The 17,145-nt window shown below is 38.6% G+C and carries 12 protein-coding genes; 10 read left to right on the forward strand and 2 right to left on the reverse strand.

Features of this window, described 5'->3' with window-relative positions:
* Positions 1-6: 6 nt before the first annotated feature.
* The 8 genes from BM207_RS07790 to BM207_RS07825 all read left to right on the forward strand — a co-directional run bounded on the left by BM207_RS07790 (position 7) and on the right by BM207_RS07825 (position 12,214).
* Positions 7-1,188: an AGE family epimerase/isomerase gene (locus BM207_RS07790; protein ID WP_090993023.1), complete on the forward strand. Its 1,182-nt coding sequence runs from the start codon at positions 7-9 to the stop codon at positions 1,186-1,188.
* Positions 1,189-1,200: 12 nt separating this feature from the next.
* A complete protein-coding gene (locus BM207_RS07795; RefSeq protein WP_177217081.1) occupies positions 1,201-3,894 on the forward strand; it encodes a family 20 glycosylhydrolase in 2,694 nt (897 codons plus the stop codon).
* Positions 3,895-3,916: 22 nt separating this feature from the next.
* A complete protein-coding gene (locus BM207_RS07800; RefSeq protein WP_090993024.1) occupies positions 3,917-5,950 on the forward strand; it encodes a family 20 glycosylhydrolase in 2,034 nt (677 codons plus the stop codon).
* A gap of 1 nt (position 5,951) precedes the next feature.
* Positions 5,952-7,721, forward strand: a complete 1,770-nt coding sequence (locus BM207_RS07805; protein WP_090993025.1) for a serine hydrolase domain-containing protein — start codon at positions 5,952-5,954, stop codon at positions 7,719-7,721.
* A 62-nt stretch (positions 7,722-7,783) separates the two neighbouring features.
* A complete protein-coding gene (locus BM207_RS07810; protein WP_090993026.1) occupies positions 7,784-9,640 on the forward strand; it encodes a M61 family metallopeptidase in 1,857 nt (618 codons plus the stop codon).
* A 104-nt stretch (positions 9,641-9,744) separates the two neighbouring features.
* The gene (locus BM207_RS07815) at positions 9,745-10,413 is read left to right on the forward strand and encodes a competence protein (protein ID WP_090993027.1); all 669 of its coding nucleotides are present in this window, start codon (positions 9,745-9,747) and stop codon (positions 10,411-10,413) included.
* Positions 10,414-10,442: 29 nt separating this feature from the next.
* Positions 10,443-10,871 (forward strand): YybH family protein, encoded by a 429-nt coding sequence (locus BM207_RS07820; RefSeq protein WP_090993028.1) that lies wholly within the window; start codon positions 10,443-10,445, stop codon positions 10,869-10,871.
* A 137-nt stretch (positions 10,872-11,008) separates the two neighbouring features.
* Positions 11,009-12,214, forward strand: coding sequence for an MFS transporter (locus BM207_RS07825; RefSeq protein ID WP_090993029.1), 1,206 nt, complete (start codon positions 11,009-11,011; stop codon positions 12,212-12,214).
* A gap of 31 nt (positions 12,215-12,245) precedes the next feature.
* On the opposite strand, the gene BM207_RS07830 is transcribed toward BM207_RS07825, so the two are convergent.
* Positions 12,246-14,132, reverse strand: coding sequence for a chloride channel protein (locus BM207_RS07830; RefSeq protein ID WP_090993030.1), 1,887 nt, complete (start codon positions 14,130-14,132; stop codon positions 12,246-12,248).
* Positions 14,133-14,215: 83 nt separating this feature from the next.
* Here BM207_RS07830 and BM207_RS07835 point away from each other — a divergent pair, with 83 nt between their 5' ends.
* Entirely contained in the window at positions 14,216-14,896 is a 681-nt protein-coding gene (locus tag BM207_RS07835; protein ID WP_090993031.1) for a Crp/Fnr family transcriptional regulator, read from the forward strand.
* Here BM207_RS07835 and BM207_RS07840 read toward each other — a convergent pair.
* The gene (locus BM207_RS07840; protein WP_090993323.1) at positions 14,885-15,244 is read right to left on the reverse strand and encodes a DUF4180 domain-containing protein; all 360 of its coding nucleotides are present in this window, start codon (positions 15,242-15,244) and stop codon (positions 14,885-14,887) included. The two genes, BM207_RS07835 and BM207_RS07840, sit on opposite strands and share 12 nt — an antisense overlap.
* A gap of 67 nt (positions 15,245-15,311) precedes the next feature.
* On the opposite strand from BM207_RS07840, the gene BM207_RS07845 reads away from it, so the two are divergent.
* Positions 15,312-16,937: a M28 family peptidase gene (locus BM207_RS07845; RefSeq protein WP_090993032.1), complete on the forward strand. Its 1,626-nt coding sequence runs from the start codon at positions 15,312-15,314 to the stop codon at positions 16,935-16,937.
* Positions 16,938-17,145 lie beyond the last annotated feature (208 nt).

Consider the following 17,145-nt stretch of genomic DNA (forward strand, 5'->3'; position numbering starts at 1 on the left):
ATCTTTATGAGCTATACAAAGGAAGAGCTGAAGAATCTCTCAGTATTTTATAAAAATCAGTTATTGAATAATACAGTGCCTTTTTGGTTTCCTAAATCCATTGATGAAGAATATGGTGGTTATTTGTTAATGCGTGATCAGGACGGGAGTTTAATTGACGACGATAAAGCGGTTTGGATCCAAGGGCGTGCTGCCTGGTTATTATCCACACTTTATAATACCATAGAATCTAAAAAGGCCTGGCTGGATGGTGCAAAATCAGGGATAGATTTTTTGAATAAATACTGTTTTGATACAGATGGCCAAATGTTTTTCCACGTTACACGAGAGGGAAACCCAATTCGTAAAAGAAGATATTACTTTTCCGAAACCTTTGCGGTTATTGCCAACGCCGCCTATGCAAAAGCGAGTGGCGATGAAGAGGCTGCTGAAAAGGCCAGATATCTTTTTGGGAAATGTATTGAATACGCAACCAAACCTGATCTTTTGCCTGCGAAATTTACAGGTACACGCCCTGCAAAGGGTATTGGTGTACCCATGATTATGATGAACACCGCACAGCAATTAAGAGAAACCATCGGCGACCCACGTTGTGATGAATGGATCATGAAATGGATTGATGAAATCAACAACAACTTCGTAAAAGACGACATCAAATGTGTAATGGAGCAAGTTGCGCCAGATGGGGCTATTATTGATCATGTAGACGGAAGAACCTTAAACCCTGGTCACGCTATAGAAGGAGCATGGTTTATTTTGCATGAGGCAAAATACCGGAACAACGACCCCGAATTGATTGCATTAGGTTGTAAAATGCTCGACTATATGTGGGAGCGTGGATGGGACAAGGAGCACGGCGGGATCTTATATTTTAGAGACGTATATGATAAACCTGTACAAGAGTATTGGCAGGATATGAAATTCTGGTGGCCGCACAACGAAACAATCATTGCCACATTGCTCGCCTATACATTAACTGGAGATGAAAAATATGCCCGCTGGCATAAAATGGTTCATGATTATGCCTATCAAAAATTTCACGATCGTGAACATGGTGAATGGTTTGGTTATTTACATAGAGATGGCTCATTAGCACAAACTGCAAAAGGTAATCTTTTTAAAGGACCCTTTCATTTACCCAGACAAGAGTGGTATTGTTCACAACTATTACAAGAACTAGGATATTAAGCAAACACGTATATGTTTCTAACAAAAAAAAAAATATTAACGGTTTCCTTTCTTTTATGGTGTATGGGTGTAATCGCACAGGCACCGTTAACCCTTATTCCAAAACCACAATCACTTGTCCTATCGAAAGACCAGTTCCCTATTCATCAAGTAAAATATATTTTCTATTCAGTAGATTCATTAAAAAATGAAGCTTTATTAGTTCAGAAAATATTAGCTGCTGAAAACATTACTGCAAAAATTGTAAAGGGAAATAAAGCTATTGGCAACCCGTTTATTAAGCTCGAAATAGGATCGCCCGCTCTTGGCGAGCAGCAAAAAGAAGCTTATCGGCTAAAAGTTGAGGCAACAAAAATTGTGATAACAGCTTACACCCGAACGGGAATATATTATGGTGCCCAAACGTTAAAACAGTTGAGCGGCAGTCGTTTTGTAAAGGCAATCGACATCCAAGATGCTCCCGCTTTTGCTTGGAGGGGATATATGGTTGATGTAGGGCGTAATTACCAATCGATGGCAATGCTGAAACAACAAATTGATGTCATGGCCCAATATAAATTAAATGTGTTTCATATGCATTTAACAGAAGATATTGCTTGGCGCTTAGCTATTAAACGGTATCCGGAGCTAACAAACGCACAGTACATGGAACGAAATAAAGGCAAGTATTATTCGACCGCAGAAATTAAAGAACTTATCCGTTATTGCCGAGAAAGACACATACAGTTTGTTCCAGAAATTGATATGCCTGGGCATAGCGCTGCTTTTAAACGAGCAATGAAAGTAGATATGCAGAGTGATTCAGGTTTAGCCATTGTAAAAAATATCTTAAAAGAATTTTGCGAAACTTACGATTTACCCTATATCCATATAGGAGCTGATGAAGTAAAGATTACCAATAAGAATTTTTTGCCTGAGATTTTGGCCCTGCTTAAATCGCTAAATAAAAAGGTAGTTGGCTGGGAACCAGGGGGTAATTTCGATGAATCTACCATTAGGCAATTATGGATGGATGATGCGGGACTAACTAGCGGGAAAACTAAGATCCAATACATTGATTCGAGACATTTATATGTTAATCATATGGATCCCCTGGAAAGTGTGGTTACCATTTTTAACAGACAATTAGCGGATGTAGATACCGGAAATGAGACTGCTTTGGGCGCAACTTTATGTGTTTGGCCAGATCGTGCCGTTGCGCATGAAAGTGATATACTGCGAATGAATGGCGTTTATCCTGCAATGTTGGCCTTTGCTGAACGTAGTTGGTTAGGAAAGGGTTATAGCGGTTGGGTAGCAAATATGGATCTAAATGGGGCACAGGCGCTAACCGAATTTAAGGACTTTGAGAGACGTTTGTTAGTTCATCAACAACAAAATTTTACTGGAATGCCGTTCCCTTATCAAGCGCAATCAACCATAAGTTGGCAACTATATGGGCCCTACCCTAATGGGGGCGACTTATCAAAAGCTTTCGAACCTGAGAAACCTATTTTTAAACAGGAAGAGGCATCGGCAAAACAAACTGCATTAGGGGCAACAATTATTCTCAGGCATTGGTGGGCGCCAAAAATTAAAGGTGTGATACAAAATCCTAGCCCAAATACTACCTGGTATGCATTCAGAAAAATATGGGCAGAGAAAGATACAATTAAAAACTTTTGGATTGGTTTTGGTAACCCATCAAGATCACAAGCAACAGATACCCCGCCGTTAAATCAATGGGATACACACCAATCAGCAGTCTGGCTCAATGGTGAATTGATTTCACCACCTGTATGGCTTCGTGCCGGTCAGAAGGGTAATTTAGAAATTCCATATGTAGACGAAAGCTATGAGTATCGACCGCCCGTATCCTTGAAATTAAGGAAAGGCTGGAATATCATCCGTATTAAAGCACCCATTGGTAGTTTTAATGGAAAGAACTGGAATAATCCCGAAAAATGGATGTTCACCTTTGTTGCGGTACCAGATGCTGTACCAAAGCAATCCAAGTATAAACTCGTTTGGTCTGATGAGTTTAAAGGAAAAGGGGGCTTCGACTCAACAAAATGGCAATATAGTGTACGTGGAAAAGTAGCATGGAACAAGTACATGACGGCACTGCCAGCTTATGCCTCTTTAAATAAGGGCAATCTCCTATTGAGAATGGATAGTGCAGTGATTCCTAATGATCCTTTGCCATATCATGCTGGTGGCGTACAATCATCGGGTAAATTTAGTATTACCTATGGTAAAATAGAAGTTCGGGCTAAATTTACCCAAGGTAAGGGTTCATGGCCGGCAATATGGATGATGCCTGAACCAAAAACCGCTCATGGTAATGGTTGGCCAGCTGGTGGTGAAATTGATATAATGGAGCACGTAAATAATGATAGTGTTATTTACCAAACAATCCATAACAGTGTAGTAACTGATGCCAGTGGCGGAAGTAAAGCCTCTAATTCAACATCATACCGTCAAAACAATTATAATATTTATACTATTGAATGGACTCCTTCAAGCATCAAATTCTTTGTTAATAACGTTTTAACATACACTTACCTTAAAGCTGCCAATGGCGACCTTAAACAGTGGCCCTTCGATGTTCCGTTTTACCTAATTCTTAATCAGGCAGGTGGTGCTGGATGGCCTGGTCCAATCAATAAGGCACATCTTCCTTTTTCCATGCAGGTTGATTATGTACGCATTTATAAATTAACTTAATTCTGACTATCTTAGCCACCCTATGAAATTAAAACTTGCTTTTGCCCTTCTTTCAGTGCTGTTCACGTATCATGTTAATGCACAAAATAGTGCACCCTTCGTTATTCCAAAATTACAGGAATGGACAGGTAACACAGGCTTCTATACCTTAAAATCAACTATAAACTTGGTTGTAGATGACAAGCTTAACGACTTGTTAACCACTTATGTCCAAACGTTTGCCAATGATTTAAAAGCTGTTTATCCAAAGAGAAATATTCGGATTAAAACCGGTAAACCTCAAAAAGGAGATATTTATTTTCATGTCGATAACAATAGTCAATCAATCGCAAGCGAGGGATATGAACTGCAAATAGCCGACTATCTAACTATCCATGCAAAAACACCTCTCGGAGCGTTTTGGGCCACCAGAACTATTCTTCAAATTTTAGCACAAGATCCAACCCAGCTCAAAATTCCGAAAGGGATAGCAAAAGACTTCCCTAAATATGAAGTAAGGAGCTTTGTGCTAGATGTTGGCCGTAAATTTTTTACGATAGATTTTCTAAGAAACTATGTGAAGTTATTGTCTTATTATAAAATGAACGACTTTCAAATTCACTTAAACGATAACGGATTTAAGCAGTTTTTTAACAACGATTGGAGTAAAACCTATTCGGCATTTAGACTGGAGAATGCAACTTACCCTGGCCTTACTGCCAAAGATGGAAGTTATAGCAAGAAAGAGTTTATCGACTTACAGAAATTGGGTAATACTTATGGTGTAACCATTGTACCTGAAATTGATGCACCTGCCCATGCATTATCAATAACCAAAGCAGTACCCGAAATCGCCAGTGATAAATATGGTGCGGACCACCTGGATATCACTAAGCCCAAAACTTACGAAGTGGTTCACAATATATTTAAAGAATATTTACAAGGACCAAACCCCGTATTCATTAATGAAGAAGTGCATATTGGTACAGATGAATATGCTAAAGCTGAGGCAGAAAACTTCAGAAAGTTTACCGATAGCACCATAAAATACGTAGAAAGCTTTGGTAAGAGGGTTAGACTTTGGGGTGCGCTTACCCACGCAAAGGGACAAACACCCGTGAAATCGACCAACGTAACCATGAACCTTTGGTATAACGGCTATGCAGAACCGGCCGAGATGTTTAAATTGGGTTATAAGGGTATCAGTACACCAGATGGGTGGCTATATATTGTTCCAAAAGCAGGTTACTATTATGATTACCTCAATCTAAAAAATATTTATCAAAAATGGGCACCCAATGTGATTGGAAAAGAAGTGTTTTCAGAAGATAATAAGCAAATAAGAGGTGGAGCCTTTGCCGTTTGGAATGATCATGTAGGCAATGGAATTACTCAAGAAGATGTAACAGATCGTGTTTTTCCAGCACTTCAGGTATTGTCGCAAAAAATGTGGATAGGAAATACGGCCGATAGTTTAATGAAGTTTGAAGTTTTTAATGGATTAAGTAAACAAATAGGTGAAGGACCAGGCTTAAATCTTCGTGGAAAGGTAAACGGGAAGGATAGTTTGGTATTGCAATACGATTTTACCAGTTCAAAATCGGGGAGATTTACGGGTAAGAAGAAACCGTTCCAAACCACTTTAAACGAAATTGGTTATGATTACACAGTTTCATTCACCATAAACCCGAGCGCCGGAAATCCTGCAAACGCAGTCATTTTTTCATCGCCAAAAGCTATTGTTAAACTTAAACAGTTGAATACTTCGATGTTAGGCTTCTCAAGAGAAGGTTATGATTATAATTTTAATTATACCGTGCCAGAAAATGTATGGACTAAAATTACTATCACAGGCAATAACAAGGGTACTTCTTTGTATGTGAATGGTGTGTTCGTGGAACGTTTAGAAGGTGCTATGCAATCATTCGCAAATACAAAAGACAAGATAGCTAAGGTGCAAACATTATTTTTTCCTTTAAAATATATAGGCGATACACAAAATAGTTTTAAAGGTGCAATTGGTAGTCTAAAAGTTTTTAATAAAGTATTAACTGATAAGCTAATTAGTAAATTATAGAATGAAAAGGATATCTGTCAACCTCTTATGGTCTTTTCTACTGTTTGTTTCAATGGCAAAAATAGGATATGGGCAAGCTAACCCTGCTATATTTTTGTTTAATAACCAAGCGAAAATTATCCCGCTTAAGGGACTTGCCGAAAGAAGAATTGCCAGTATCAATTTTGGTTCGGTACACGCCTCAGTATTCGATAGTCTCTTGAGTAAATATGCTTCAATCAACAATTTTGATGCGACTTCTTATCGAACAGATTCACTTCATCTAGCTAATTTAATGGGCGACTATCTGAAGTTTTATAATACCTTGATTATCCAGGTAACAGCCCAGTCACTAAATGACCCCGAGATTATCAGTTTTATTGCTGAAAACCAACAAAGGAAAAAACTCGTTATTGCTGGTTTTGGAGAGCTCAAAGCACTTAAGAAGCTCGACTTCATTACAGGACCTGTAATATGGAGCACAACGCTTAGTGCTGAAGCGGCTGATCATACAGCACAAATAATTTTTGGCGGTTTGGCAGCAAAAGGTACATTAAAGCAAAATATCAGTGCTAAATACAAAGCAGGATCGGGGTATTCGACTACAAAAACCCGATTACGATATGCCATGCCAGAAAGTGTGGGCATTAAATCCGCGGATTTAGATAGTATTGATTTAATTGCTGCAGAAGCAATTCGCGAAAAGGCAACGCCAAGCGCCGTAGTACTCGTTATAAAGGATGGTACGGTAATCTTTAATAAGGCTTATGGGTCACATACCTATGATGGAACCGAGCCAACTAAACTAACAGATATTTATGATTTAGCTTCAGTTACCAAAGTATCGGCTACTACCGTTTCGGCGATGAAGCTATATGAGCAGCACAAAATTAGTCTCGATAAAACAATAGGCGATTATATACCCAATGCAAGAAACACAAATAAGGAAGATTTAAAGGTTAGGGAGCTATTAACGCACCAATCTGGTGTAACCCCAGTTTCATTTTATCTCAAACTTAGACCGGAAGAATATAGCGCTGATTCTTCCAGATTATACCCTGTAAAAGTAACCGATGGCTATTACTTTAAACCAGGGTATTTTAGGGAAATGTTTTGGCCAGCTTTTTTGAAAGCACCCCTCAAGAACCGCGGTACTTATCTCTATACAGATATGAACCTATACGTAATGAAAGAGATCGTGGAGTGGCAATCGGGTGTGCCTATCGAGAAATATGTACAAGATCAGTTTTATAGACCACTTGGTATGTATACGGCTGGGTTTTTACCAAGAAACCGTTTCGAAAAAAGCCAGATTGTACCCACCGAAGAGGAGGGTAACTTTCGCAAATCATTACTTCATGGATACGTACATGATCCTGGTGCATCATTAATGGGTGGAGTTTCTGGTCATGCAGGTCTGTTTTCGAGTGCGAATGACCTAGGTATACTTTACCAAATGTTACTTAATAAAGGTACCTATGGAGGCGAAAGCTACTTTAAGCCCGAAACAGTTAAGTTGTTTACTGCTAAACAGTCTGCTGTAAGTAGGAGAGCGCTAGGCTTTGATATGTACGATCCGGATACAACTAAAAACTACCCCGCTAAACTTGCTTCTCCTGGCACATTTGGGCACACCGGATTTACTGGAATTTGTGTTTGGGTTGATCCGAAGTACAATTTGATTTATGTATTTCTCTCAAACCGTGTTCATCCAAAAATTACCGATAAGCTTTATCAATTAAATATTAGAAGCAGGATTCAAGATGTTGTTTACCGCGCCTTAAAAAAGTGATAACTTAATTTTAGTGATTATCGCTACATTTGTGTTGCAAAAACCTATAAATTTCTAAAGAGATGATTTTAATATTAAGAAGAATAAGCCTCTGCTCGATAATATTTGTCGCAAGTAGTCTTGCGGCATTGGCACAGAAAAGCTATAACTATAGTGTAAACTTAAATGAAGTTAAAGACGATCGTTTAACAATTACGCTTCACACTCCAAAAGTTAAAACAGCTACAACTACTTTTTATCTACCTAAGATTGTACCAGGAACTTATATGTATAGCGATTATGGCCGTTTTGTACACAATCTTAAGGCACTCAATAAAGCCGGCGATACACTTCAGGTGAAAAGAACGAGTGATAATAGCTGGGAAATTACTAATGCGAAAAAGTTATTTAAAATTGTATATGATGTAGAAGATACTTGGGATACCAAAATCAAAGGCTTTGTATATCCTATGGCTGGCACTAATTTTGAACAAGGTAAAAACTTTGTGTTCAATACCTGCGGTGTTTTTGGCTATCTCGATAAACTGAAAGACCTTCCCTTTGAGTTAAACATTATTAAACCTACAGGTTTTTATGGCTCAACTGGTTTAGTACCTGTAAAAACTTCTGCCACTGCCGATATTTATAAATGTAACAATGCAGACCACTTATATGATTCGCCGATTATGTTCAGTTTGCCTGATACAACTTCTGTAAAAGTCGGGAATACGGATGTGCTGGTATCTGTATATTCTCCAAATAAGCTGGCGAAATCTGCTTTTATTGCCGAACACCTGAAAGAGATTTTATTAGCTACAAATCAATACCTGGGCGGTAAGTTGCCAGTAAATAAATATGCGTTTATTTATTATTTTAATGGAGAACAAACACCTTTCAATATTTCTGGTGCTTGGGAACATTCTTATTCTTCATTTTATAGCTTAAATGAGCAACCACAGGAAGAAGCCATTGGCAGTTGGGTCGATATGTCTGCGCATGAATTTTTCCATATTGTAACCCCATTAACCATCAGTTCTAAAGAAGTAAAGAAATTTGATTTTAATAATCCTGTTCTTTCTAAGCATTTATGGTTATATGAGGGTAGTACAGAGTATGATGCACACCATGTACAGGTGCAATATGGAATTAACACTGTTGAAGAGTTTTTGAAGAAATTAAGTACAAAGATTACCAATTCTAGACAGCAACTAAATGACACTTTGAGTTTTACCGAATTAAGTAAAGAAAGTGCTGGGAAATGGAAAAATGAATATGGCAATGTCTACGAAAAAGGAGCTTTAATATCCGCTTCGCTAGATTTGTATTTATTGAAATTATCTAATGGAAAATATGGCTTAGCTAACCTTAAGCAGGAGCTTAGTGCTAAATATGGGAAGGATAAATATTTTGATGACGATGAGCTTTTTGATGTGATTGAGAAAATGACCTATCCGGAGATCCGTACTTTTTTTAGCAAGTATGTAGAAGGTGGTACCCCGATCCCGTACGATCAGTTTTTTGGCTATGCAGGTGTTAAGCATATACCAGAAACAGAAATTAAGGCGGTGACACTAGGCGGTTTCGCACCTGGCTTAAATGCCGAAGGTGTCATTTTTATTGCTAATGCAAATCGTTTAAATGATTTTGGTAAAGCAATGGGTTATAAATTGGGTGATGAAATTATTAGTTTAAACAACATTAAATTAACTCCAGCAAATTTCGGAACCGTTACAGGAAACTTTAGTGCAAATGCCAAAGAAGGTGATAAATTAACAATCGTCGTCAATCGAAAAAATGCCAGTGGCGTTAAGGAAGAGGTTGTTTTGTCGCAACCCGTTCAGTTTGTAAAAAAGATAGACTATAACAGACTTGAACTTATGACTGATGCTACGCCGGAGCAATTAGCCATTCGAAAAATATGGTTGGGAGAAGGTAAATAACATAGTGGTAGCTACACTGCTAAATTTGTTAGCATTAAGTTGAAATATTTAACTGTTATTTCCTAGCTTTGAGTTGTTAAGCAATTATAACAACCCAATAGCAAATGGCAGGTCTTGAGGTAGTAGCAGCAGAAACTTCTGAGAAGATATTACGATTATATCCGAATGAAACGGCCTGGCATAGCGATTGGAAAAAGGCTTTTCCAGAAGCTTACCGTGAGAAAACATTCTTAAACCGTAAAGAAGGCTATTACCATCGGGCAGATATATTTACCCCATGCGGCACTGCCATTGAGTTTCAGAATTCGCCCCTCTGTTTGGAGGAACTTCGAAGTAGAGAAGCATTCTATCCAAATTTAATATGGGTAGTAAACGGCGCAAAGTTTAAAGGATTTAAAGTATTAAAACACCTTCCAGACGTAGCAGACTCCAGACTTTCAGCCTTTGAGTTTTCCCACACTTCCAATTTAACCATGGTACGCAAGAGCGATATCATTTTAGGTGTTGAAAAGCCTAAAGTAATGACCTTTCATCATCCCGAACTTCGAAACGTGCCGCTAACTTCTTATTATTATTCTTTTCGCTGGTCGCATCCACATCGAGTATGGTATGAAGCAAAATGTCCAATCATTATCGATTTGGGAGGCTATTTTTTATACCAGTTAAAACAAAGAAGTCAGCTAAACGGAAATTATGCGTACTTGCAGATGATTCCGAGAAAAAATTTTATCACACAATACTGTGGCAATTTACCCTACACACAAATTTTATAATACAAAGGAGTTACTCAATTAAACCAAATATGAAAACAATTAAAATTCTATTATTAGGCTGTATGCTGCTCTTTACAGTTCAGGCCAATGCACAGGATGCAAGTGCTAAGCTTATTAAACTAATGGACGAGGCCGCAACTGCCTGGAACAAGGGCGACCTAGATGGTTATATGGCACTATATTCCCCTAAAGCAACCATGATGATGACTACCGGCAGATCGGGACTGGCCAGCATTAGAGACTTGTATGTTAAATATTACTTTGAAGACGGTAAAAATAAGCAAGATCTAAATTATACCAACTATGAAGTGACCATGCTCGGAAAAGATAATGCATTATTAACCGGTGTATTTATCCTCAAAGCAAATGATAAGTTAAAGGAAAGAAAGGGAACTTTTTCAGTGATATTTACCCGCGAAAAAGATGGTTGGAAAATCCTTCATGATCATTCAGGGTAGCAAAATGCCAATTTGCACCAACCTAATGCAGATGGGGCAGAGGCAGAAAAAGGGAGAGTACGAAACTAATATTTATTACAATCTCATGTGAATAGGAATGGTTGCTAAACTTTACCTTTGCGCGTAAATAACGTGCGATGTTTACTACTCCATTGAAGCCAAAAAATCAGCAAATAGCTACTTTATTGGCTTTTTCCTTAATACCTATGTCGGGCTTTGCGACCGATATCTACATCCCTTCGTTACCCACTATGGCACAAAATTTAGGGGTAAGTCAGTTAGCCGTGCAGCTAACCTTGGGTATGTTTTTAATTAGCTATGGGGTTTCGCAGCTATTTGTGGGTAGTTTATTAGATAGTTTCGGAAGATACCGCATCAACTTGATCAGCCTGCTAATTTTTGCTGTTGCCAGTATTGTCATTGCCAATACCGCAAATATATATATTATCTATGCCATGCGCATTGTACATGGTATAACAGTTGGTGCGATTGTAGTTTCAAAGAGAGCTTATTTTGTAGACGTTTATAAGGGTGATCAATTAAAGAACTATCTCAGTATGTTCTCTATTATCTGGGCAACGGCACCAATTGTTGCTCCTTTTGTAGGAGGGTATTTGCAAAACTATTTTGGCTGGCAGGCAAACTTTTACTTTTTGGCTTTGTTCGCAGTTACCATTCTTATTTTAGAACTGATTTTTAGTGGCGAAACGATTAAACAACCTATGGTCTTCAGTTTAAAAAAGATCGCTAGTGTGTATAGCTCAATGATCGGTACAGCAAGTTTCACCTTAGGGATTGTTATGCTAGGGTTATCTTACTCGATGGTGATGGTTTACAACATGACAGGCCCGTTTATCATTGAGCACGAACTGGGATTAAGTCCGATTACTGCCGGTTATTGCTCACTCTTATTGGGTGGTGCAGTAATGCTCGGCGGCTTTTTGGGTAAAGCCACTATTAACAAACCTTTTGTAAAAAAGCTATCTGTTAACCTCCTACTACAATGTTTGTTTTGTTTAACAATGTTTGGTAGCGTTTTCTTTGTAGAAAACCTTTATTCAATGGTGTTTTTTGCCTTTATAATTCATGCTTCTTCAGGCTATACATTTAATACGTTTTTTACCTTTTGCTTAAGTCGCTTTCCAAAAAATGCAGGGATTGCAAGCGGCCTCACAGGCGGTATCAATTACGTAATCGTCTCCTTTTTAAGTTACGGCATTATCGCAGCGATCCCAGCAAAAGATCAGCTCAATTTAACTTATAGTTATGCTGTGCTGATCATTTTATCACTGGCTACGATGTTTATAATCTTCAAGCAATATAATAAGGCGGTAAAGGGTTAAAAGTGCACTATGTATGATGAGGTAAACACATCTAAGACTCTTCTTTTTTGTTATCTTTCCCCAACAGCTGTTTTCCATAGACTACCAATTTATAACCGCTACGTTTAATAGAGATAGCCCGTTGATAACGTTGGTCGGTACCCTTATGCTTACTATATGCCGCAAAAATCATCGGAGCAGTTAAAATACCTATAGCCTTATTTTTCTGGGTCCTGTCTACTACTGGAATAAAATCAGTCTGGTATCGGTCCATAAGTTGTATAGCTAGGGCAATGCGACTATCTGGATAAACGTAAAGTTGTTGTTTATTCAATATATCTGCGATCACACGATTTTTGTCGGCATTAGGGTTATTAAGGCTACTAATACTTATCCTTCCCAGCATATTACCTTCTTTATCGCAGGCAATAAAACCCTTAAGCTTATTATCTTTATGATGTTGAACACTTTTCTTTACCTGTTCTATGAAGCTTTGAGGAGAAACTACAGGAATTTTCGTATGCATAAGCTCACCCACATTGATACCTTGAAGTGCGTCTGGCTCATAGGCGCTTGGTGTAGCAATTCCTCTGCGCTGTATCTTCTCGGTCATGATTGTTCCTTTCATTATTAAAAATGAAACGAAATAAGCGGCTGTACAAGCACCCATTAAAGGTAATAGCCCATTGGGCTGCATAGTAGTTTCGAAGGCGAATATAATCGAAGTAAGTAAAGCCCTTGATGCGCCGGCAAACATAGCAGCCATGCCAATTAATGCACAAGTTGGGAGGTTTACATTACTCGATGGATAGATGTACATTACTAACATGCCAATACCCAAACCTGTTGCGCCGCCTATGGTTAATAGAGGGGCCAACGTTCCACCTGATGTTCCGCTGCCCAGCGACACAGCCCATGAAATAAATTTAAGCAAACACAAACCCAAAACCATCTGAACCGTCATAGAGCCGCTAAGCAATGCGGAGATATTGGAATATCCCACACCTAGCGTATAAGGCGCAAAATAACCCACCACACCAACTGCAATGGCACCTATCGCGGGCCAAAACATCCAGTGAATGGGAAGATGTTCAAAAAGATCTTCAATCAAATAAACACTTTTCGATACGCCAGTGGCAATCACACCGATTACCGCACCCATTAAGGTATAAGCAATCATATTTTGGTAACTCGGAGTGGGTAATGGTGCCATTTCAAATACCGGTGCGCTCCCAAAAAGTAAATGGTGCATGGCCGTGCCCGTTACACAGGCAAGCGCTACAGGAATAATTGATCGAGGAGAAAACTCAAACAATAACAGTTCTATGGCCAATAAAACTGCAGCCATCGGCGTTCCGAATATTGCAGCCATACCAGCTGTTGCCCCGGCAGTCAGCATTATTTTTCGCTCATTTGGTGTAATATGCATCAGTTGCCCAGCAAACGATCCTAATGCACCCCCAGTAGAAATAATCGGGCCTTCAGCCCCAAAAGGCCCACCCGTTCCTATTGAAATAGCGGCAGATATTGGCTTTAACAACGTAATAATTGGTTTAATCTTGCTTTCATTCGTAAGTACCTGTTCCATAGCTTCTGGAATACCGTGACCTCTAATAGCTTGAGAGCCATATCTAGCCATCATACCTACAACAAGTGCCCCGATAACTGGAACCACTATCACCAGAATTCCTAATTGATGTCCAGCCGGAGAACGTTCTTCAACAGATACGATCCCATAAAAGGAAAGATTGGTAATCAGATCGATTAACAACACTAATAATTTAGCAATCCCGCCAATGATGATCGCATTCATTATCACCTGCAAGCTAATTAATAATAACCTTTTCGTTACCAAGCTCCCTGATGGCTCTAAATAGGCCTCCAGATCTGCAAGTGCTGGTGCAATGGGAATTTTCCCCCTAGAAGATTTTCTGAACATTTTGCAAAAGTATTGTTTTAACAATATTAATTTGAATCTATTTTAAAATAAATCCTATATTTATATTGTATTAACAATAATTAATGGATACTAAAGAACCGAAACACCTCAATTGTTTTCTTTGTAAACACAGTTTGTCAGAATGGCAAGATATGATCACAAACCGCGCAACTATCCACCAATTTAAAAAAGGACAACAGATTTTTTCGGAAGGTGAGCAGGCTCAAGGTTTTTATTTTTTGCACAATGGTAAAGTTAAAGTGCATAAACAATGGGGGCCAGATAAAGACTTAATCATAAAAATTGCTAAAGAAGGTGAGGTACTGGGACACAGGGGCATCGGAACCAATGAAGAATATCCCGTGTCGGCTACTGCACTAGAGAATACAGAAGTGTGTTTAATAAGCGCATCGTTTTTAAAAACCACGTTAAAAGTGAATCCCCAATTAACTTATGAACTAATGCTATATTATGCCAATGAGTTGCGAGAGGCTGAATTAAATATGAGGGACCTTGTACACATGGACGTTAGAGGACGCATTGCCAAAGTATTGAGCAAACTTGAAGAGATTTTTGGGGTTGATGAAAAGGGTTATATCGAATCGACTATGAGCAGACAAGACATTTCTTCTTTTGCCGGTACAACATACGAAACGGTTTTTAAAGTTTTAAATGAGTTTAATCATAAACAGTTTATTGTGCTCGCTGACAAAAAGATTATGATAAAAAACCGACGGGCGTTGATTGGTAACTCAATAAAATAGTTTCGCTTTCGCCTCCTTAATAGTAGGTAAAAAGTTAACCTGACGACCTTTATTGCTCTCTGAGATGAATTGCTGTAGACTTTTGCTTGGATACAGATCAAAGTTGCCAACTATGGCAAGTTGAACCCTAAAGTTGGAAAACTTTTGCAGTATCCCGCCTGCTAAGCCATTTTGCAGATCGAAAAAAGCTGGTGTAATATTCGTTTCGTAAATAATAATTTTATCAAAACCCTGGTAATATAAATCTACAAGTAATTGCAGGCCGTCTTCTGCATCGTTTATTAAGAAGCGATCTGCTGTAATTTCGGCTATTTTTATCTCACCTTGCTGGTGTATTTCGGTATTCATAAGCGCACCTAATGTAGCATTTTTATTGCGATATTTTAAAACCACCTAATTTTTTGTTAATTGCAACATGAAGACAAAAATTTTAACGCTTGTTTGTTTCTTAAGCATAATTAACAACGTATATAGTCAGGAACGCATCAATGCAGATGTAACTACTGCTATGCAACATGCCAGTGCAGATATTATGAAAGCCGATATCACTTATCTTGCTGATGATAAGCTGTTAGGTAGACAGCCTGGAAAACCTGGTTATCAAATGGCGGTAGATTATGTAGTAAGTGAACTACAAAAAAATGGTGTAAAGCCTGCAGGTGAAAAAGGTACCTGGGTGCAAACAATCTTGATGCGTAAAGCAACCGTTATACCAGGATTTAGTGCTTCCTTAAATGCCGAAGGTATCGAAACCCTGTTGGTTGGAGGTAAAGACATTGCCCTTACACCTAATCCCATTGCAGCACAAAGTAGTGTAGATGCAGGCTTGGTTTTTGTTGGTTATGGCATTACTGCGCCCGGCTTAAATTACGATGATTATAAAGATCTCAACGTAAAAGGAAAGGTGGTTTTAGTTATCCGTGGTACACCCGAAACTTTCCCCTCATCTGATGCTGCTCATCACCAGAACCTAGTTACCATACAAAGTAATGCGTTAGCCCATGGCGCAGTTGGGGTTATATTATGCACTGCAACCAGCAACAGTCGTGGCTTCATGAACCCCAGACCAAGTACTAGTATGCTCGATAGTAAAGGAAAGTTGGTTTCATCATCTTCTTATCCTTTTCCTAAAATAAAGATCGTAGGTATGTTGAGCAACCCTATTTGTCAGACTATTTTTAGCAAAGCAGGTAAGCAGCTAGCAGAAACCGTAACGCTTTTAAAAAGTGGAAAGCCACAATCTTTTGTGACTGATTTTAAACTTAAAGCATCTTATCAGAGCACCTATACTGACTTTAATACATTCAATGTAGCGGGAAAAATAGCAGGAACAGATCCAAAATTAAAGAAAGAGTTTGTGGTACACAGTGCTCACTTAGATCATGTTGGTGTTGGCGCCGTGGTTGCTGGCGATTCAATCTATAATGGAGCACATGATAATGCATCAGGAGTTGCAAGTTTACTGCAGATTACCAAGATTTACCAAAATTTGAAAGTTAAGCCCAAACGTTCTGTGCTTATCTTAATGGTTACAGGTGAGGAAATGGGTCTATTAGGTTCAAGCTATTTTGCGACAAAGCCCACTGTTCCTGTAAAAAACATAGTTGCAAATGTAAATACCGATATGCCGGCAATTATTGCTCCATTACTTTCTGTAGCTCCCTTAGGCGCTGAACATTCTACCCTTATTAATCCTGTTTCTGAAGCCGCGAGCCACCTGGGTTTAACAGTTGAAGCGGACCCGGAACCAAAGGAAAATAGATTTGTAAGAAGCGATCAATATAGTTTTATCAAACAGGGTATTCCAGCTCTGCACATTAAATATGGTAATAAGACTGCCGATGGTAAAAATGACCTGAACTTATTTGTGGAAAAATGGCGCGCTAAATATTACCATAAACCTCAGGATGATATCAATGGCATATTTGATTTTGAGGCAGGACGTAAATATGCCCAACTTAACTTTTTGATTGGTTATTTAGTGGCTAACGACGAGCAGAGACCAAGTTGGAACCCAGGAGATATTTTCGAAAAGAAGTAATTGATGTAAACTTCAATGAAACAATAGATACCCGCAAGCAAAACTTGCGGGTATTTTTATTTATGAAGAATTCACATATTTATCATAACCAAACAAACAACTTTAGTTTTACTTAATTTATTGACAAACTTCTTCATTGCGAGGTACGAAGCAATCTTAAAGCGCCATATACCATGGAGATTGCTTCGTGCCTCGCAATGACGCATCA

This window comes from Pedobacter insulae, assembly GCF_900113525.1.
Lineage (GTDB): Bacteria > Bacteroidota > Bacteroidia > Sphingobacteriales > Sphingobacteriaceae > Pedobacter > Pedobacter insulae.

Coding starts and splice junctions, on each gene's coding strand:
- BM207_RS07845 (WP_090993032.1), top strand. CDS start 15,312: ATGAAGACAAAAATTTTAACGCTTGTTTGTTTCTTAAGCATAATTAAC.
- BM207_RS07835 (WP_090993031.1), top strand. CDS start 14,216: ATGGATACTAAAGAACCGAAACACCTCAATTGTTTTCTTTGTAAACAC.
- BM207_RS07840 (WP_090993323.1), bottom strand. CDS start 15,244: ATGAATACCGAAATACACCAGCAAGGTGAGATAAAAATAGCCGAAATT.
- BM207_RS07790 (WP_090993023.1), top strand. CDS start 7: ATGAGCTATACAAAGGAAGAGCTGAAGAATCTCTCAGTATTTTATAAA.
- BM207_RS07830 (WP_090993030.1), bottom strand. CDS start 14,132: ATGTTCAGAAAATCTTCTAGGGGGAAAATTCCCATTGCACCAGCACTT.
- BM207_RS07820 (WP_090993028.1), top strand. CDS start 10,443: ATGAAAACAATTAAAATTCTATTATTAGGCTGTATGCTGCTCTTTACA.
- BM207_RS07825 (WP_090993029.1), top strand. CDS start 11,009: ATGTTTACTACTCCATTGAAGCCAAAAAATCAGCAAATAGCTACTTTA.
- BM207_RS07795 (WP_177217081.1), top strand. CDS start 1,201: ATGTTTCTAACAAAAAAAAAAATATTAACGGTTTCCTTTCTTTTATGG.
- BM207_RS07810 (WP_090993026.1), top strand. CDS start 7,784: ATGATTTTAATATTAAGAAGAATAAGCCTCTGCTCGATAATATTTGTC.
- BM207_RS07815 (WP_090993027.1), top strand. CDS start 9,745: ATGGCAGGTCTTGAGGTAGTAGCAGCAGAAACTTCTGAGAAGATATTA.
- BM207_RS07800 (WP_090993024.1), top strand. CDS start 3,917: ATGAAATTAAAACTTGCTTTTGCCCTTCTTTCAGTGCTGTTCACGTAT.
- BM207_RS07805 (WP_090993025.1), top strand. CDS start 5,952: ATGAAAAGGATATCTGTCAACCTCTTATGGTCTTTTCTACTGTTTGTT.